Annotated in this window: 19 protein-coding genes and 1 pseudogene; 4 read left to right on the forward strand and 16 right to left on the reverse strand. The window is 33.5% G+C overall.

Annotated elements, in window-relative coordinates; genetic code table 11:
- Positions 1-13: 13 nt before the first annotated feature.
- The 7 genes from R4Y45_RS04250 to R4Y45_RS04280 all read right to left on the reverse strand — a co-directional run bounded on the left by R4Y45_RS04250 (position 14) and on the right by R4Y45_RS04280 (position 9,325).
- Complete coding sequence (locus R4Y45_RS04250; RefSeq protein ID WP_339969612.1) at positions 14-3,190, reverse strand: carbamoyl phosphate synthase large subunit; 3,177 nt, start codon at positions 3,188-3,190, stop codon at positions 14-16.
- Complete coding sequence (locus R4Y45_RS04255; protein WP_339969614.1) at positions 3,183-4,265, reverse strand: carbamoyl phosphate synthase small subunit; 1,083 nt, start codon at positions 4,263-4,265, stop codon at positions 3,183-3,185. The genes R4Y45_RS04250 and R4Y45_RS04255 overlap by 8 nt, the downstream gene beginning before the upstream one ends.
- 14 nt (positions 4,266-4,279) lie before the next feature.
- Positions 4,280-5,545, reverse strand: coding sequence for a uracil-xanthine permease family protein (locus R4Y45_RS04260; RefSeq protein WP_339969616.1), 1,266 nt, complete (start codon positions 5,543-5,545; stop codon positions 4,280-4,282).
- A 22-nt stretch (positions 5,546-5,567) separates the two neighbouring features.
- Positions 5,568-6,074 carry a bifunctional pyr operon transcriptional regulator/uracil phosphoribosyltransferase PyrR gene (pyrR, locus tag R4Y45_RS04265; RefSeq protein WP_339969618.1) on the reverse strand — a complete coding sequence of 169 codons (507 nt, stop codon included), beginning with the start codon at positions 6,072-6,074 and terminating at the stop codon, positions 5,568-5,570.
- Between the two features lie 169 nt (positions 6,075-6,243).
- Entirely contained in the window at positions 6,244-7,173 is a 930-nt protein-coding gene (locus tag R4Y45_RS04270; protein WP_339970256.1) for an RluA family pseudouridine synthase, read from the reverse strand.
- Entirely contained in the window at positions 7,157-7,618 is a 462-nt protein-coding gene (lspA, locus tag R4Y45_RS04275) for a signal peptidase II (protein WP_339969620.1), read from the reverse strand. The genes R4Y45_RS04270 and lspA overlap by 17 nt, the downstream gene beginning before the upstream one ends.
- 18 nt (positions 7,619-7,636) lie before the next feature.
- Complete coding sequence (locus R4Y45_RS04280; RefSeq protein ID WP_339969622.1) at positions 7,637-9,325, reverse strand: formate--tetrahydrofolate ligase; 1,689 nt, start codon at positions 9,323-9,325, stop codon at positions 7,637-7,639.
- Between the two features lie 50 nt (positions 9,326-9,375).
- Here R4Y45_RS04280 and R4Y45_RS04285 point away from each other — a divergent pair, with 50 nt between their 5' ends.
- From R4Y45_RS04285 to R4Y45_RS04300, 4 genes are all read left to right on the forward strand, one after another.
- Positions 9,376-9,774, forward strand: a complete 399-nt coding sequence (locus tag R4Y45_RS04285) for a reverse transcriptase-like protein (RefSeq protein WP_339969625.1) — start codon at positions 9,376-9,378, stop codon at positions 9,772-9,774.
- Positions 9,775-9,848: 74 nt separating this feature from the next.
- Positions 9,849-10,772 (forward strand): magnesium transporter CorA family protein, encoded by a 924-nt coding sequence (locus R4Y45_RS04290; protein WP_339969627.1) that lies wholly within the window; start codon positions 9,849-9,851, stop codon positions 10,770-10,772.
- A gap of 88 nt (positions 10,773-10,860) precedes the next feature.
- Positions 10,861-11,013 (forward strand): hypothetical protein, encoded by a 153-nt coding sequence (locus R4Y45_RS04295; protein WP_339969629.1) that lies wholly within the window; start codon positions 10,861-10,863, stop codon positions 11,011-11,013.
- An 84-nt stretch (positions 11,014-11,097) separates the two neighbouring features.
- On the forward strand, positions 11,098-11,550 hold the full coding sequence (locus R4Y45_RS04300) for a hypothetical protein (protein WP_339969631.1): 453 nt from the start codon (positions 11,098-11,100) through the stop codon (positions 11,548-11,550).
- A 41-nt stretch (positions 11,551-11,591) separates the two neighbouring features.
- Here R4Y45_RS04300 and R4Y45_RS04305 read toward each other — a convergent pair whose 3' ends face one another.
- From R4Y45_RS04305 to R4Y45_RS04345, 9 genes and pseudogenes are all read right to left on the reverse strand, one after another.
- Entirely contained in the window at positions 11,592-12,215 is a 624-nt protein-coding gene (locus tag R4Y45_RS04305; protein ID WP_339969633.1) for a hypothetical protein, read from the reverse strand.
- Positions 12,216-12,284: 69 nt separating this feature from the next.
- Positions 12,285-12,422 (reverse strand): annotated as a pseudogene (locus R4Y45_RS04310) (GNAT family N-acetyltransferase); the annotation flags it as partial.
- Positions 12,421-13,221 carry an ABC transporter permease gene (locus R4Y45_RS04315; RefSeq protein WP_339970257.1) on the reverse strand — a complete coding sequence of 267 codons (801 nt, stop codon included), beginning with the start codon at positions 13,219-13,221 and terminating at the stop codon, positions 12,421-12,423. The gene R4Y45_RS04315 and the pseudogene R4Y45_RS04310, both read right to left, overlap by 2 nt.
- Complete coding sequence (locus tag R4Y45_RS04320) at positions 13,218-13,931, reverse strand: metal ABC transporter ATP-binding protein (protein ID WP_412747365.1); 714 nt, start codon at positions 13,929-13,931, stop codon at positions 13,218-13,220. The genes R4Y45_RS04315 and R4Y45_RS04320 overlap by 4 nt, the downstream gene beginning before the upstream one ends.
- Positions 13,932-14,052: 121 nt before the next feature.
- Entirely contained in the window at positions 14,053-14,808 is a 756-nt protein-coding gene (locus R4Y45_RS04325; RefSeq protein ID WP_056975035.1) for an NPP1 family protein, read from the reverse strand.
- A 104-nt stretch (positions 14,809-14,912) separates the two neighbouring features.
- On the reverse strand, positions 14,913-15,572 hold the full coding sequence (locus R4Y45_RS04330; RefSeq protein ID WP_339969637.1) for a hypothetical protein: 660 nt from the start codon (positions 15,570-15,572) through the stop codon (positions 14,913-14,915).
- Between the two features lie 233 nt (positions 15,573-15,805).
- Positions 15,806-16,003: a cold-shock protein gene (locus tag R4Y45_RS04335; protein ID WP_056975039.1), complete on the reverse strand. Its 198-nt coding sequence runs from the start codon at positions 16,001-16,003 to the stop codon at positions 15,806-15,808.
- Between the two features lie 328 nt (positions 16,004-16,331).
- A complete protein-coding gene (locus R4Y45_RS04340) occupies positions 16,332-16,919 on the reverse strand; it encodes a helix-turn-helix transcriptional regulator (protein WP_339969639.1) in 588 nt (195 codons plus the stop codon).
- Between the two features lie 439 nt (positions 16,920-17,358).
- Positions 17,359-17,751 carry a hypothetical protein gene (locus R4Y45_RS04345; protein WP_339969641.1) on the reverse strand — a complete coding sequence of 131 codons (393 nt, stop codon included), beginning with the start codon at positions 17,749-17,751 and terminating at the stop codon, positions 17,359-17,361.
- Positions 17,752-17,958: the final 207 nt, after the last annotated feature.

Here is a 17,958-nt window from a genome sequence, read left to right on the forward strand (position 1 = left end):
GCTATAAGGTTTTTTACATGGGTTGTGTGGTTAGTGCTTGAGATTCAAGAACTTCTAAAATATATTCTGCTGATTGCAAACGAGAAAACACAGGAATATGGTGTGTTAATGCTGCATCTCGAATCTTGATAGCAGCACGATTAACAGGTTCAGAGAAATTAGTAGTATTAATCACCATATTAACGTGATTAGCAATAATCTTGTTAATTAATGACGGATTACCACCTTGAAGTTTTGCGACCACACGAACGGTTATTCCCTGTTCAGCTAAGTAGTCTGCAGTTCCTTCAGTTGCAATTAACTTAAACCCTAGCCGACGAAATCTTTGAGCTAAATTAATTGCCTTATCTTTATCTTCATCATTAACAGAGATAAAGACTGTTCCGTAACTAGGAATTTTGAGCCCTGCACCTTCATATCCTTTATAAAGCGCTTTTGGTAACTCTGTATCACGTCCCATGACAAAGCCACTCGCTTTCATAACGGAATCAAAAATATCCTCACCTGTAAAACCAAGTCTTGAAAAGACAGGCATTTTAACGTGAATTAATTGGTTGTTAGACCAAATATCTTCCAGAAACCCTAAATCTTTGATTTTTTCACCTAATAAGACTTTGGTTGCAATCTGAGATAGATTTTTCTTAAGTGATTTAGATAAGAAAGCTACATTATGACCAGCATAATTCTTGACTTGTAGCACATATACAGTATCTTGTTGAATTAAAAAGTGAATATTCAAAAATCCTTTTGCCTTTAGATTTTTAGCTAAAGCAATTGTCATATCTCGAATTTGTCGCTGATGAGTTGAAGATAAATTTTGAGGGTTAAAAACAGCAATTGAGTCACTGGCATGACTCCCTGACTGTTCTAAATGTTCAATAATACCCGGAATCGTAACTTGTTCCCCATCACTAATGGCTGTTACTTCATACTTGTGGCCTTCAATAAATCGACTAATCGAAATATCTGAAACATCTGATTCTTTAAGATATTGTTCAAGTGCTTCTTTTTCAAACACAACAGCAGACTTACGGACTTTATGTGCTCTTTTACCACCAATTAGTAATGGATAGCCAACTTCTTCAGCAAAATTAATGGCAACAGAATTGTGGCTAGTCGTTAATCCCGAAACACCTGGAAAACCTAGTTCATTAAGTAATTGACTAAAGTTTTGCTTTTGTCCGACAAGATCGTTAATTTCTTCACTTCCACCAAGGACTTGCAGGTTATTTTGTTGTAATACTGGGAGCAACTGCGTAGCCATTTTACCGCTAAATTGCGTTAAAACATATTGAGGTGATTCAATATTAGCAATTTCTAAAATGTTTTCTAATGTAACAGCCTCAAAGTATAAGCGGTCCACTAATTGATAATCGGCACTAATCGATTCAGAATTATTGGTTAACAACACTGTCCGATAGCCTTTTGCTTTGATTTCTTGAATAGCATTGTAAAGCATATAGTCGAATTCAGAGTTTTGTGAAATTTGAAACGGACTTAATCCAATAATCAAGATAGTAGGTTGTGCTTTATCAAAAGGAACAATTTCATTTCTTGCTTGATAAGCATGAAAAACGGCGTTATTGTAGGTTGGATAAAATCCTGCCGTAGATTCAATATAAAGTCCACTTGGAATGATTTGGTTTTGGTGTCTAAATTGATGCACTTTTTGTTCTGAACATTGCCACAATTTAGCAATGATAACATCAGCAATCCCTCGATGCTTAGCTTTGTTTAAGACACCTGAATCAAATGGATTTTCAAGAACTTCTTCTAATAAGTTTGTCAGCCTAGCAAATTTTTCAAGATAAGTTGGATGAATTCGAGTGTAAGTATGAATGTCTTGTAGTGTGAATCCCTTGTGAAAAGCGGCTAAAATAATAAAAATCAAATTTTCATTTGGGTGCGATAGCTGTTTGATTAACTCTTTTTCAGATAAATTAGCAAAAAATTTGAAATTCAAGACCTTTGAAACTTGATTTGTCGCTAAAACAGCCTGCATTAAAGCAGCATCAAAATTACGCCCAATTCCCACACTTTCACCACTAGAGTGCATTTTATTATTTAATAAATAATGGTTCTCTCCTAAGTCTGCAAAAGACCACATCGGTATTTTGACACTCACAGCATCTAATACTGGCTCAATTGCCGCACTGAGTTTTGTTGCTGGATTAATGATTTTATCTAATGTGTATCCCAAAACTAACTTAGCTAAGATATAGCCAATGTTATAACCTGTTGTCCGATAAGCCAGTAAATTGCTGCGAGTAACTCTTGGGTAAATGCCAATTACTCTAAATCTTAACTTGTCTGTTAGCGGTTTAACTGCAAAACGGACACTGACAATACCAACAATTTCAAGTGAATCAATGATCTTTTTAGTATATCGTCTTAGAACTTGAACTTTATGATCATTGAGTGTTTGAATAGGTGAAACACTAATAGCATCTCCAGCATTAACTCCTGCTGGATTAATATTTTCAGCGTAATTTAAGACAACCATTTGTCCTTTACTATCACGAACAGCATCAATTGTATACTCTGTATAATCTGATAAGTCTTCTTGCACTTCATAAGAATTTTGCAAGCTCGTTTCTTTGCGTCGTTCTTCTTTGATAATCGTTCGCAATTCTTCAGCATTATTTAAATGTCTAAACCCTAAATGGGCATCGTATTTCTCAGGTTTTAAGACAATCGGAAAGTTTATTTCTTCAATTCGCTCTTCTAAGTTGTTATCTCTAGGGAAAAGTCGTTGTTTTTGGGTGACAAAAATACCAGCCTCATGCAACGCTGTATTAAAATCATACTTATTTTGTGTGAACTTAAGTGTTTGGATAGGCAATGATAGTAATTTAATGGATAGCTCATCTAAAATGCCATCTTCATATAACTCATAAGCCATTTTCATACCGACTTTACTTCCAAAGATTGAAACAATGGCGTCAGGTTCTTCCATTCGAATAATACGCTTCAAAAAGTCCTTAGTCATCGGTTCTAAATAAACTGTGACGTTCTCATCGTGATCAGTAGCGACTGTAGCAGGATTAGGGTTGATAATAACAATTTGTTTATCTTCTTCTTGAAATGACTTAATTGCTTGTTTTGTAATGAGGTCAAATTCCGCAATTTCTCCCACAATACTAGGACCAGAACCTAAGATTAATATTTTTTTGATACTATTACTAAACATTCTTTTGTTCCTCCATCAATCTCAAAAAGTCATCCAAAATTACAACCGCTTCTTTTGTTCCAGGTGCAGCTTCTGGGTTAAAAGCCACTGCTAATAGCGGCATATCTTGCAATTCATAGCCCGCAATATAGTGATGATGCAACTCATAATAAACTTCTTTGAAGTCATAATCGTCTAGTCGTTTATCAGCTTGAACTAACTGTTGCACATTCATTGATGTTTGCTTCAATTTTTGGGTTTTGTTTTGATCAATGATTGGGAAGTTCGTACCGTAAAACCCAATACGTGTCCTGTCTGTTAAGGATAGTCCTAGAAGTTCAGATGTCACTAAAAATCCCAGCCCAATCGCCATGACAGGTACTTTCCCCATTAACGATTCAACTACAGGCTTAATGGCAGAAACGTCTTTTAGATGTCCTGGACCATTTGAAATAATCACACCATCAGGGTTTAAACTTAAAATTTCTTCTAATTTAGTATTAAAAGGCAATACTAACGTATTAATATTTCTAAGTGACAGTTCCCGTAATAATGAGTGCTTGATTCCTAAATCTAAGACAATTACAGTTTTCCCTACATTAGGCGCAGCATAAGCTTGTTTAGTTGACACCATTGAAGCTAAGTTTTTAGGCAAAACCAAAGCTTTGATTTGATCAAATGCATGTTGATCATTGGCATCCATAAAACTTGCTTTTTTAACATTTTGGCGTGTGATTTTACGAACTAAGCTCCTTGTATCAACATTATACAAACCAGGAATATTCTTTTCTTTTAGGAAGGCATCTAGATTAAATAGATCGTTATGAATTCCTTGATTATAATCCAATTGATTAATAACGACACCTTTAACTGTTGGGTCAATCGATTCATAATCAATTGCAGAAATTCCGGCATTCCCTAAAATTGGCGTTGTAAAAACCAAAATACGACCACTGTTTGTTGGGTCAGTGATCGCTTCTTGGTAGCCATAATTACTAGTTTGAAAAGTTAGTTCACCAGTTGTAGTGACTGCTGAACCAAATCTGATTCCAGAGTAGTAAGTACCATCTTCTAAAATCAAATAACGTTTATCCATTTTTTGAGCCTACTTTACTTTTTAGATTCGATATCTTTCGGTAATACTAAGTTTAATGCAATACCAATAACAGTTGCAACTGTTAAACCTGAAAAACTTAGTTGAGGGTTTAATTGTAACATAGCATCTCCTACCCCAATAACCAAAATGGATGAAGCAATCATCAAATTGCGACGGTTATTAAAGTCTGTTTTATTTTCAACTAAGATGCGAAGACCACTTGAAGCAATAACTCCAAATAGCAAGAAGCTAACGCCTCCTAAAACGCTACCAGGGATGCTTTGAATTAGTGCTGATAATTTACCGATAAAGCTAAACAAAATTGCAAATACGGCTGCACCAATTAAAACATACACGGAATGAATTTTAGTAATTGCCATTACTCCGATATTTTCACCATAACTGGTGATTGCAGGTCCACCTACTAGTCCAGAAACAATAGATGCTGCACCATCACCTACAAGCGTACGATCTAAACCAGGTTTTTTGAAGAAGTTACGACCGGTTAAATCATTTAAGACCATAATATGTCCCATGTGTTCTGTCATCGTCACAAAAGCAATCGGTGCCATTCCTAAAATAGCTCCCCAGTTAATGCTAGGATGACTATTAACGAACAAGACTTCAAAATTAGGAACTTGGAACCAGTTGGCATTCATTACGGGTGTAAAATCAACTAATCCGACAAGTAGCGAAAGAATATATCCACAGACAATACCTAATAATACAGCAATTTGACTAATAAAACCTTTGCCAAAAATGGTAAAACCAATAGTTAAAAGTAACGTAGCAATCGCTACCGCAAAAGACTTCACATCATAATTATTATTCACCATTGTCGCTTGCTTGGCTGCACTTGAGGCTAATGATAGCCCAATCGCAATGACAATTGGCCCCACTACGATAGCTGGAAGTGCTTTATCAACCCAATCATAACCTATAAAATGAATAACTAATGCAATAATCAAGTAAACCACACCAACAGCGATGATTCCTTGAGAAACCCCACCATATCCAGCAGTTTTCATAAGGGATGCCATCACCGTAATAAAGGCAAAGCTAGACCCCATATAAAGAGGAACTTGACCTTTGGTAATCAATAAGTGAAGTAAAGTCCCTACTCCTGAAGCAAATAGGGCAATTCCTGGATTTAACCCAACTAAAATCGGCACTAATACTGTAGCACCAAACATAGCGAATAAGTGTTGCATAGATAAGAAAATTCCTTTAAAAAAGGATGGCTTATCGAAAATATCTAATACCGGTTTTTCGTTCTTCATCGTAACCCTCCATAAAAAGTCATTAGTTCAAGATAACGGCTTGTGTATCACCTAATTGTAGTTGGACATGTTCATTGATAGCTGTTGGAATATTTTTACCGATAAAATCAGGTCTAATTGGTAATTCACGGTGACCTCTATCCACTAGTACTGCTAAACAAATTCTTTTGGCACGTCCAATTTCAGATACACTATCTAAGGCCGCACGAATTGTACGTCCTGAAAATAAAACATCATCAATCAAAATAACGGTTTTATTTTCAATTGCTTCTTTAGGAATATCATTAGTCACATCTTCTTGACGGTCATCGTCACGGTGCTTTCTAACATCTAAATCATAAAGGTTAATTTTAGTTTCAGGATTATTTTGTTCAAGAAGCTGAGCTACTGTTTTGGCTAGTGATTCGCCTCTGCTCTTAATTCCTAATAAAGTTAATTCATCAGGGTTTTGTAGTTTTTCGATAATTTCATAACTAATACGTGTTAGTGAACGTTTAATTTGATTTTGATCCATAATTTCTTTAGTCATTATGTTATTTTCCTCTCTTTTCCACATAAAAAAGGACTCCGCAAAGCATGCGAAGTCCTTTTGTTAGTTATCAGTCCATATAAAAATAGATAATAAACAATTGAGCAACTCCTTGAAGCTTCACAGAACTTAATTAAAGGAATTAAAATAGTTGTTTACTAGATTAACTTTAATTGGTGGAATTGTCAACTGAATCTTTTTGTAGCTGAGTCAAAATATTTTCAAATAACTGAGGCGGGTTAACATTAAACTCTAACCATTCTTCAGTTACAGGATGATAAAATCCAAGTGTTTTGGCGTGCAGTAATTGACCATGGCTACTTAAAGAACGACGTGGTCCATATAAAGGATCTCCCGCAACAGGATGGCTAATATACTTCATATGAACACGAATTTGGTGAGTACGACCAGTTTCTAGTTCACATTGAATTAAACTGTATCCACTAAATTGTTCTAATACTTTAAAGTGAGTCACTGCATCACGGCCATCTGGAATAACCGCTTGCTTTTTGCGGTCCTTATAATCACGACCGATTGGTGCTGTAATAGTTCCGCTTTCTTCGTTGAAGTTCCCATGTACAATCGCTAAATACTGACGTTTGTTAACTTTATCTTTTAATTGAGCTTGTAAACTAATTTTGGCTTGGTCGTTTTTGGCTACCATAAGTAATCCCGATGTATCTTTGTCAATTCTATGAACAATACCTGGTCTAAAAGCCTCTCCTTCATTAGTTCCTGAAAGTTTAGTGTGATAAAGCAAAGCGTTGACAAGCGTTTGATCAGGATGACCTGCACTGGGATGTACGACCATTCCTTGAGGTTTATTAACCACAATAACGTCATCATCTTCATAAACAATATCTAAAGGAATATCTTGAGCTACCAAATCTAAAGGCTTTTCTTCAGGCACTTCTCCTGTAATTTGATCTTCAGATTTAACTTGGTATTTAGCTTTCTTTGGCTCGCCATTCACTTTAATATCGCCATTTTGAATCATTGTCTTACATTTAGCACGACTGAGTTCAGGATAAGCTGTAGCTAACACAGCATCTAAACGGCCTGTTTCTGTTGAAATAGTTAAATTAATTTTGTTCATGATCTTTCCCATCTAAAAATAATAAGTAAATAATAATTAACGCAACTCCACAAGTTACGGCAATGTCAGCGATATTAAAGATATTAAATCGCATAAAGTCTAATTGGAACATATCAATAACGTATTGTAAACGAATACGGTCAATTAAATTACCGATTGTCCCTGATAAAATCAAGATAAGTCCAAGTCGACAAGTAAAGTGGCGTTTTTTTGTGCGATGGATTAAGTATAACAAGACTGGGATAGCAATAATGGAAATAATGTAGAAAAATAACATATTCCCACTAAAAATATTGCTGGCTCCGCCGGTATTTTGAACATAAGTGAATGACAAAATGTTAGGTACAACTTCTTGTACTTGCCCTAACTGAAAATTAGCGGCAATGTATAGCTTTAGTAGTTGGTCTAAAACAAGCATGCCTAGACCAATTAACCAAAAAAGTATCATATAGTAGTGAAATCTCCTTTAAAATAAACCGGAAATTTTACCATTAGAATCAATATCAATATCCAAAGCAGCTGGATGTTTAGATAATCCAGGCATTGTTAACACACTTCCAGCATAGATAACAATAAATCCAGCTCCTGATTTCAAATCAACATCTCGAACTTGTAAAGTAAAGTCAGAAACTACATTAAGTTGTTTAGGATCATCTGAAAATGATGATTGTGTCTTGGCGATAATGATTGGTAAGTTTTCTTTGTTATTTTGTTTAATATTTTTAATTGAGTTTAAAGCTTGTTTTGAAAATGCAACATCTTTAGCACGATAAATTTCTTGAGCGACATGTTTAACTTTGTCTTCGATAGATTCATTATTATCGTAAATACGTTTAAAATCAGTCACAGGCTGATTTTGAGTGACTTCAATAATTGTTTCAGCTAAATCTTTAGCCCCAATAGATCCTTTTTGGTGAGCATCTACTAGACAAACTTTGACACCTAAAGCTTCAATTAATTCTTTAAGTTTAGCTAATTCTGCTGGTGTATCACTAGCAAAAGCGTTGATGGCAACGACAACAGGTACATTAAATTTCTGCATGTTTTCAATATGCTGGTTTAAGTTAGCAAATCCTACTTCAAGTGCAGAAACATTCTCATTTTTAAGATCTGCAAGTGCTTGTCCACCGTGGTACTTCAATGCACGAACTGTTGCGACAATGACACTAGCATCAGGAGCTTTTGGTAGCAATTGGCTTACAAAATCATTGTATTTTTCCCCACCTAAATCAGCTCCAAATCCAGCTTCAGTCACCACATAATCAGCCATATTTAAAGCGGCTGTAGTTGCAATTACAGAGTTTGTTCCATGAGCAATATTAGCAAATGGACCTCCATGAATTAAAGCTGGTGTATATTCTAGTGTTTGTACTAAATTAGGCTTAATTGCATCTTTTAGTAGAACTGTAATAGCCCCTTGAACATTTAAATCTTTAACATAAACAGGTTGTTGATCATAAGTATAACCAACAAGTATTTGACTGATTCTGTTCTTTAAATCATCAATCCCTGTTGCTAGACATAAAATAGCCATTAATTCATTAGCCGCTGTAATTTGGAAGCTTTCTTCACGTGGGACTCCACTTGTTCTGCCACCCATACCAACTAAAACATGGCGCATCACACGGTCATTTACATCTAAACTGCGTTTAAACATAATTTGTCGAGGGTCCAAGTTCAAATCGTTCCCTTGTTGCATATGATTATCAATTAAAGCGGCTAATGTATTAATTGCACTAGTTAAGGCGTGTAAATCACCTGTAAAATGCAAGTTGATATCTTCCATTGGGACAACTTGACACTGTCCACCACCTGTTGCCCCACCTTTTAGTCCCATAACTGGTCCAAGTGAAGGCTCTCTTAAAGCTAACATGCTTTTTTGATGGGTTTGTGTTGATAAAGCATCTGCCAATGCAATGGCCATCGTTGACTTACCTTCTCCGGCAGGAGTAGGATTAATCGAGGTTGTCAAAATTAATTTACCAAGTTTTTTGTTTTCGGTATATTTTTTTAATGCGTCATGACTGAGTTTAGCTTTATAATGACCATAGAGCTCTAAGTCATTTGATTCTAGTCCTAAGGTTTGGGCTACTTCATTAATCGGCTTAGCCTTAGTATTTTGAAAGTTTTGTGCAATCTCGATATCTGTTCTCACCAAAAAATCCTCCTGAAATAATTCATTCAATAGAAAGTGTGACCTCGTTTATGTTAAAAATTCATACAGATGGTGCCTTTGATATCAAAACTAATCAAGCAACCATCGGCTATATCATTGAAACATTCCCAAAGTCCACCTTAGTTAAACAACACGCTGAAAAAATTTTCGCTAAAGATAATCATGAAGCAGAGTTCATCGCTTTAAACTATGCGTTAGACTACTTAATTAAAACCCAGCAAACCAACCAAATATTGAGTATTGAAACAGATTCTAAAATTCTGTGTGACTCAATTGATAAACGGTATGCTAAGAATTATCAAGAATTAACGCAAGATATTTTAAACCAGTTAGACCGGTTCTATGATCATTATATCAAACTTATTCCTGATAAACAGAACTTTCGAGCACATAAGTTGGCGAATGATCGGTTATTTGAATTAAAATAATTTAAGGGTTAACACGACTCTTAATTAATGATTTAATTAGAGTGTTGCCGATAACTACAAAAGGAAGTGAGCATGTGATCTCAAAAGAATTAGTCCAAAGCCGAGACTCACGCACCATCTTAATTAACAATATGTCAAAAGAAGATCAAGAGTACTTGCGAGAAAATTATCAACTGACGACTGAAATGTTAATTTATGCAAAAGACCTTCGAGAAAGAGCTCGTGTGGAATATGACCAACCTACTCAATCCTGGATTATGATTTATAATGCAGTAGCTGAAAATTTTTCAAGACCGATTAGTCCGATTGCTATTATTATTCGGGATAAGAATGTATTTGTCTTTACACGTACTGAAACACAGTATATTCAGAACTATTTCTCAAAAATAGACAATACAAAATTGCATATCCCCCTAACCCATCAAACAATTTGGGAAATGGTATTTAATGCTTTATACCGCATTACGACTGATTTTTTTGATCAAATTGAAGCATTGAATGCTCAACGTCAAGAACTTGAAACTGAAATTAGAAATAGTCCAAATAATGACCATATTTTTGAACTGGCTGACCTAACTAAGGCAATGGTTTATATGTTGACCAGTGCAAACTCTAATACAATGGCTATTGAAAGTTTCAAACTTTATAATAGACGTCTTGGTATTTTAGATCTTAGTCAACTAGAATACGAACGTTTAGATGATGTGCTAATCGAAGCACGCCAAGCACAACAAATGGCTCAGCTAACTTCTGATATTACGAATAAAGTGGCTGATACCTATAATAATTTAATTGGTAATACAACCAATAATGTGATGCGATTTTTAACTATTTATTCCATAGTACTCACAATCCCTACAATTGTGACTGGATTTTATGGAATGAACGTTGATCTTCCATTAGCAGATTCACCCTTTTCATGGGTGTTCGTTGTTTTAATTATGGTTGGTATTATTAGTTTTATGTGGTGGCAAATGAAAAAACACCACTTCTTTTAAAAAAAGCTTACAAGTCTACGGGGCTTGTAGGCTTTTTTGTATGGACGTGTTATACTCCCCTCACTAAGAACTTTTTAGGGGGGTAACTATGAAAAAGGAAAAAGAAACGATTAAAGAAAAAGGGATAATTGGTGTATTAGTTGACCTTTTTATGGAATGGACACCTATTCAAATCATTACAATGATTTTTTTCCTAATAATTGGTATCAGTGGCAAAAGAAAAAAGCGACAAAAACACTAACACAAAATTTTGAGGATCTTTCATTTTACGGAGACTAGAATTAGTTGTACTCTGAGATTACTAAATTGAAAGTTCGGTGGTAAGATGTTTGGAATTAACGGATCAGAATTAATATCTATAATTTTAATAATAGAATTTTTGCTATTTTTAGCATCAGTTCCCTTAGCTCGTATTAAATTAAAACTAAGAAGATTAGTTAAATCTCAACTAAACTCAAAAGACAAATTAATTCAAAAAAAATTCCAATCCAAAGTCATTCTTGCTATGATTTTATTTATTATTCCTTTGTTTATGGTTGATATTTTAATAACATTTGGCGATTCACTATTACCTATTTATAGAATTTTAATTGTGTTATTCTTTATTATATCGTTTATTGTTTATGGCTCCTTTATTTACTATCAAAAACCTCGATTTGATGAAAAATATTTAAACATTAGTCAAAAAAAGCAATGGCAAAGGAATCAACGTCTAATATTAATTTTGAGTATACCATCATTTATTTTGCTTTTTTTCTTACTATTGTTATTAATTTAAGACTTAAAAAAATAAAACCTAATCTCCAATGAGATTAGGTTTTATTTTTGTGGTTGATTTGCAATATATAATTGGACATCTAAATTATTGGCATATTGTAAATATAAATCAGTCCCTTTATCACTTGGAAATGGTAACATACTTGCTAACTGTAAATGATTACCTGCAATAATTAAATCGGCACTATTTTGAATATTTCCTAATGCTGGAATCTGACGTAAATGTGTTGATTTTTCTCGAATAAATTGTCTGAATTCAAGATAATGTTCGTTATTTTTGTTGTCTTTTAATAGTTTACTTAATGCGTTTTTAGTATCAATATAAATAAACTGCTGAGTTGGATATTGTGACTTTGTAATTTTTTCAGAACTACCTGTAATGATTGAGACTTCAAAGTCATATCCAGGATATTTTTGATGCATGTCATCTGAAATACTTTGAGCAAGCTCAAAGTATTCAGGTTTTACCTTGGCTGACGCTTTAATATAGTCATTGTCAGTATTAGCAACTGCTTCTCTAACAGTTATTTCTCCACTTTGATAAACCGCAAAATCGTGATTATTTCTACTTGCTTCGGCATTTTTTTGAAAAACATTAATATATACCGTCAGTGCTACCATAAAGGCTGCAAGTCCTATGGCTATTCCAATATACTTTTTCTTCATCATACTCCTCCATTCTATTACGAATAATAGCATTTAATGAATAGAACTGTAAAACTAATAAAAAAGAGTTTAACAATTGTTAAACTCTTCTCTCAAAATACCGTATTTAACCGAGTCATAGTACTGACCATTTAAATAGCGTACTTTTCAAATAATGGCTTCTTTTGTCATGCCACATTTTTCGCCTAATCGCTGCATACCTTTATTATCGTTCTGCTAGTGTTAATTTCATTCGTTTTAAAATAGATTGTGCTAATAAGACCATTGCTAGTGACAATACTACCGAAATCAGTATCGTTTTCAAATCAAAGATACCAAAAGCAATACTTCTCAATGCATTTAATTGATACGTCAACGGATTAATAGCTGCAATCAATTTAATTAAAATAGGTGAATTATCCGACAAAACATATAATGTTGGTGCTGCATAAGAAATGGGTGTGAAAATTAACGTCATTACTAAATCTCTTTTTTGATAATCAGAGATTTTAGTACTTAACAAAATCCCGAGGGATGACCAAAATTCTAATAAAATAATCCCAAACAAAACAGCTAATAAGAAATAGACAATCTGATAAATGCCACCCGTTATTAATCCGAGTACCAATAAAACACTACATTGAAAAATAAAACCTATTGAGGGGAAAAAACTCATTCCTGTTAAATAATGCCAAGGTTGTACCCCGTTCATAAACTTAATGGCTAAAAGTCCAAACTGCTTATCGACTGAAGAGCGATACATGGCTTGCGACATTTGTGTTGTCATAAAAAATGAGAAAATCCCAATTAATGCATATTGTGCATAAGAAACGACGATACCTTGATAGTTAACCGTTTGAATACTGAGCCCAAGGGCTGACACTAGTAAACCATACAACATCAAGGGTTGCATAAACATCGATAATAGCAAGCCCTTGTTAGTTCTAAAGGCCTTCCATTCATTACTAGCTACAATTAAAATTGATTTTACACCTAAGGAGTGGTGTCTAAAATTCATTGGATTTATTTCACTTCACGCTCCTTCAAATATTTCTCTCTCAAGTTTAAATTTGAATCGGCGATAAAGTCTGTAATCGTTCCAAAAAACTGTTGCTTGCCCTCATCAATAAACAAAATTTTGTCACTGTATTTATCCAGTAAAGTTAAATCATGTGAAGATGTTAAGACAATTCGACCTTCTTTTGCTTTTTGATTCAAAAATGTGAATAAACTTTCTGCGGTTTCAATGTCTAATCCCGTTGTAGGTTCATCTAGTAGATAAATATCTGGATCACGTGCAATTTCACGAGCAATCTGGACTCTTTGTTGCTGTCCGCCAGATAAATGATCAACTGGATTATTTCTTAATTGATAAATGTCAAGTAGCTTAAGTGCCTCCTCTGATTTTTGTTGAGCTGTTTTTTTAGTAAATCCTGCTAGTAAAGGACCTAACATGACATTGTCATAAACAGTAGTATACCAATCCATTAATTGACTTTGTGGGCTAAAGCCTACATAAGTCATAGGATTATGATTGTGATGGGGGTCGAATTCCCAACTAAGTTCTCCTGAAACTGTTGGCAAAATCCCAATCAATGAGTTCAGTAAGGTTGACTTTCCTGCACCATTAGCACCTACTAAAGCAATGAAATCCCCTTCAAGTAGCTCAAATTGCAAATTAGTAACCACTTTTGTTTGATCATAGCCGATGGCTAGCTGATTTGTTGTAATCTTCAATCAATTCCTCCTTGATAGTAAAAGATAGTTTAGATACTAACATTAAAATATAATTAAGTAAACATTAATTTATTTAATATAAAAACCGCTAACAATATTGTTAGCGGTTTTTTGCAAAAGTTTACCAACTGGCAAGTGCTTTTTTAAGATTATTTTGATAATTGGCATCTTTAAATGGCACATTAGCTTTACCAAAATCTGTATTGTTTAAGGCATTACGTGCAGCTGGTGTTAAATCATCCCAACCAATTAAAGGCTGGCTTCCACCAACTTCGCCATTAGATGGTGAAAGTGAGTGATCGACAAACTTAGGAACGGGTTTCATATTGTCATAGCCGACTAGAGGTGTATTTCCTTTGAAAGTCTTGCCACTATATCCGTAACTCGTATAGCCACCATGTGCAGAATAAGAGACTTTCAGAACTTTAGGGTTTTTGTTAGCTGGATTATCTAACCAAACGACAATATTTTCCCAATCATGACGGTGACCGCCAATACGTGAATCTGGTTCATCTTTTGGGAAGTACCAAGAATACATGATTGCCCATTTACCTTGATACCAACCTGAACGTGCATACACTTGTCCAGTACTCTTGCTAGCATTTCCACTAGGTGTTCCTGAAGCTTGTAAGCCCCCACTAGTATTACCTGCAGCATCAACTGCTGGGAATGGTACAGCTCCACTATAAACCTTTAATACAGGCTTATATTTCTTTTCAATTTGTTCTGTTAAATTTGATGGATTTGTTTCTTTAAATCCTACTACTTTATTATGATCAATCACTGCAGCTGAAGCTGGTTGTGAGGATTGATTAATTAGGGATGCACTAAGTCCTAATGCAACCGCTGATAAAATTGTAACAACTTTCTTATTCATAGTATTTCTCCTCCTTATTTCTAGTTAAATAGTTTATCATATTTATTTAATTTTTTTAAGGTAAAAAAAGAAGTTACCTAAAAGTAACGTCTTTACATTAATGATTACTTTAATGTCACACTACCCTTTGTTTGACCTGTTCCAATCATATTTTGATAGCTATCTCCTACCGCCATCAATTCATCTGCAGATACATTAACTGCCTTTAAAACTGGTGCTAAGTAAGGTGTCAATGATCTCGATGTGAGTGAAAGTGAGCCATAGGATTCTGCCCCAGTAAGATTACCGAAAAAGTGGTTATAAGTACCTAAGTCATGAAAAGCGGTTCTTAAAATATTAAGTGTTTCAATATTATGTCCTTGTATCATAATCGTACCGTTAATGACATGAATTGTTATATCACTTCTCGTATTACTAAAACCAATACCTGCATTTTCAAGAGTAGTTTGAGGCACATTTAAAGAAATCATAGCACCATTATAATCGGTTAATAACTCCTTAACTCGCTCTTGATAAATACTATCTGATAATTTTTCTTGATCTAAATGAGTGATTGCTTGAGATAACTGATTAAACTCGTCATTAATTTGTGTAACAATTAATGGTTTTGTGGCTATGTAGTTTGTATTCCCAATGTTATGTTCAATCAAGTGGTTAGTTTCTGTGGTATCAGCTTGCACAGATGAGTGTTGTATCATCGATAGTCCAATCCCACCTAATGCTAAGACACCTGTTGTAAGTACAGCTACTTTTTTAAAATTCATTATTAAAATCCCCCTATATGAATAATCCAACTTTTGTGTATACCGTAGCACAAACTCTGTCAGCATTCTAGTCTTTGAATTAATTTTACTTAATCATTAATTGGAACCCTGATTATTATTCTTTGGAATTTAACTTATCCTTATATTTGAGGTAAAAACAAAAAGCAAGCTGAATAAGCTTGCTTTTTTCATAATTTAGATACAAAAAAAGAGCCCCACAGGCTCTTTTTAACTTATTTTTGGATGTTAACTGCTTGAGGACCACGGTCACTTTGTTCGATATCGAAAGTAACTTTTTGACCTTCATCTAAAGTTTTGAATCCATCTGATTGAATAGCTGAGAAGTGAGCAAACACATCTTCACCATTTTCTTGAGTAATAAAACCAAAACCTTTGTCAGCGTTAAACCATTTAACTGTTCCGTTAACCATATATAATTTCCTCCTGTTGCATATTTAAATATGCGATTTGTTGCAATGAATATTTGATAAGTAAAAGTAAAAATTATATATAATGTATAACATCACAGTTCACGTTTCAAAATCAATTACATACGTAGTATAACATGTATAAAAAAATAATACTACTTATTTTTTGAAAAATAGTTAAAAATGTTTGATTTTGTTAAGTTCTAAAAACCTAAAACTGATATAAGATAATTAACACGATTTAACCCTGCAGCAATTCCAGCAAATTGACCAACTGCTCCTCATGAGAGATATCCTTCGCTTCTTCTTTTATTTAAATAATGACTTTTTATCATTCATATTTAAGAATAGTTAGTATTCTTAATGTTACCACAAGTGCACAAGTTACCGTAAAACTGACTATTACTAACGATATACCTAATCCACATATATAATAAATATTTTCGTCTAACATATACTTTGAAATATATTCAGCTAGTTTCCAGATACCTACTAAAATATGAATTAAAAATATACCTATTTTTGTTATAGAATGAGAATTATTTTGTGGATAATAAACTTTAACAGTTTTATTTAAATAATATGTAAGAATCATTAATATAATAGTATTAATAGTATTGTTATAAATTTTAAATAAAGTTAAATAGCCTAAAAAGATAAAAATAATCTCGATATATAAAACCCATTTAATCTTGTCTTTAAATTCGTTTTTTAGTTCTCTAGAATCCATGAACAAGGGTTTGTTGTTATCTAATAAACAATCGTTTGAAATCTGGAATTTACCTTCAATATACTTGACTAAGTGATAGTCTGGAATTCCGCGATCATTTTCCCACGCTGATATCGTTTTGCGAGAAACATTTAACTCTTGAGCTAACTGCTCTTGTGTGAGTTTATGATACTTTCGGATATATTTCATTTTTTCACTGAATTCGACAATAAATCCCCCCAACCTAATAATTTATTTTTACAGAAATTATTATATATTAAGTTGAATAAACCGAAAAGGATTATCCGATGTCTTATATCAACAACCACAATTAAGTTTGAAAAGATATATAGTCGATTAGGATAACTTTACATATTATACTCATATCTAATAAACAAGGGGAACGTTTTTTATGAATTATTCAAAAAAGTTCTGTGTAATTATTAGGTTAACAGCTGTGGTGTTGTTTATTTTAGTATTACTTAATATGCTTTTAATCCATAACAGTGATTTAAGTGAACTGCTAAGCTTAATAATTATTGTTTTGAATACATTTAATTACTTCTTCTTTTGGAGGAAAAAAGTAAAACATAAAAGAGTCCATCAGTTAAATAGCCGATAGACTCTTTTTTGCTTTTAATTTTAGAAATTACGCATATCTTTTAACTGCTTTATATTCAATACATGCCATAATTATGCCAAGAATTCGAGCGGACATTGAAATACATTGTAAAACTAACAGTGGAAATCCAATAGCTATAGAGGCTAAATCTCCTGTGAATTGCATTGACATATATATGTCGTAAAAAATAGCCAAAAAATTAATAACAGATCCTAAAATCATAAAAATAGAACTAGATTTCTTGATATGAGTGTCTTTGATTCCCTTTACCAAAATAACAATTGATATAAGAATAGTTGCTATATCAAGTAATCCTAAGGGATTAAATATATTTGCGAAAAACGGCGTAGGTACACAGAACAAGATTGCAATTACTATATTTACTAGTAATAGCCTAGAAATATTGCTATATTTTTTCAAAATAATTCCTCCCAAAGTAATTGATGTAAGCTGTACATTAACATATTACACGGAACTATTCCCTAGACTTAATAATTTATTAATTATTTATATTAACTAAGTTAGTCTTACTTCTTGGTAAGGGCATTCCTCGAACATAAAAAAGTACTAATTTGATGTAATCCCCAAAAAGTTGGACCCAAAATTCCAACTAAGAGATTCTTTTTT

This window comes from Holzapfeliella saturejae, from assembly GCF_037546065.1.
Taxonomy (GTDB): domain Bacteria; phylum Bacillota; class Bacilli; order Lactobacillales; family Lactobacillaceae; genus Holzapfeliella; species Holzapfeliella saturejae.

What these genes read in the sequence shown, in the direction of transcription:
- R4Y45_RS04300 (WP_339969631.1), top strand. Translation starts at nt 11,098, where the DNA reads ATGTTTGGAATTAACGGATCAGAATTAATATCTATAATTTTAATAATA.
- R4Y45_RS04340 (WP_339969639.1), bottom strand. Translation starts at nt 16,919, where the DNA reads ATGAAATATATCCGAAAGTATCATAAACTCACACAAGAGCAGTTAGCT.
- R4Y45_RS04325 (WP_056975035.1), bottom strand. Translation starts at nt 14,808, where the DNA reads ATGAATAAGAAAGTTGTTACAATTTTATCAGCGGTTGCATTAGGACTT.
- lspA (WP_339969620.1), bottom strand. Translation starts at nt 7,618, where the DNA reads ATGATACTTTTTTGGTTAATTGGTCTAGGCATGCTTGTTTTAGACCAA.
- R4Y45_RS04295 (WP_339969629.1), top strand. Translation starts at nt 10,861, where the DNA reads ATGAAAAAGGAAAAAGAAACGATTAAAGAAAAAGGGATAATTGGTGTA.
- R4Y45_RS04330 (WP_339969637.1), bottom strand. Translation starts at nt 15,572, where the DNA reads ATGAATTTTAAAAAAGTAGCTGTACTTACAACAGGTGTCTTAGCATTA.
- R4Y45_RS04250 (WP_339969612.1), bottom strand. Translation starts at nt 3,190, where the DNA reads ATGTTTAGTAATAGTATCAAAAAAATATTAATCTTAGGTTCTGGTCCT.
- R4Y45_RS04260 (WP_339969616.1), bottom strand. Translation starts at nt 5,545, where the DNA reads ATGAAGAACGAAAAACCGGTATTAGATATTTTCGATAAGCCATCCTTT.
- R4Y45_RS04285 (WP_339969625.1), top strand. Translation starts at nt 9,376, where the DNA reads ATGTTAAAAATTCATACAGATGGTGCCTTTGATATCAAAACTAATCAA.
- R4Y45_RS04255 (WP_339969614.1), bottom strand. Translation starts at nt 4,265, where the DNA reads ATGGATAAACGTTATTTGATTTTAGAAGATGGTACTTACTACTCTGGA.
- R4Y45_RS04335 (WP_056975039.1), bottom strand. Translation starts at nt 16,003, where the DNA reads ATGGTTAACGGAACAGTTAAATGGTTTAACGCTGACAAAGGTTTTGGT.
- R4Y45_RS04305 (WP_339969633.1), bottom strand. Translation starts at nt 12,215, where the DNA reads ATGAAGAAAAAGTATATTGGAATAGCCATAGGACTTGCAGCCTTTATG.
- pyrR (WP_339969618.1), bottom strand. Translation starts at nt 6,074, where the DNA reads ATGACTAAAGAAATTATGGATCAAAATCAAATTAAACGTTCACTAACA.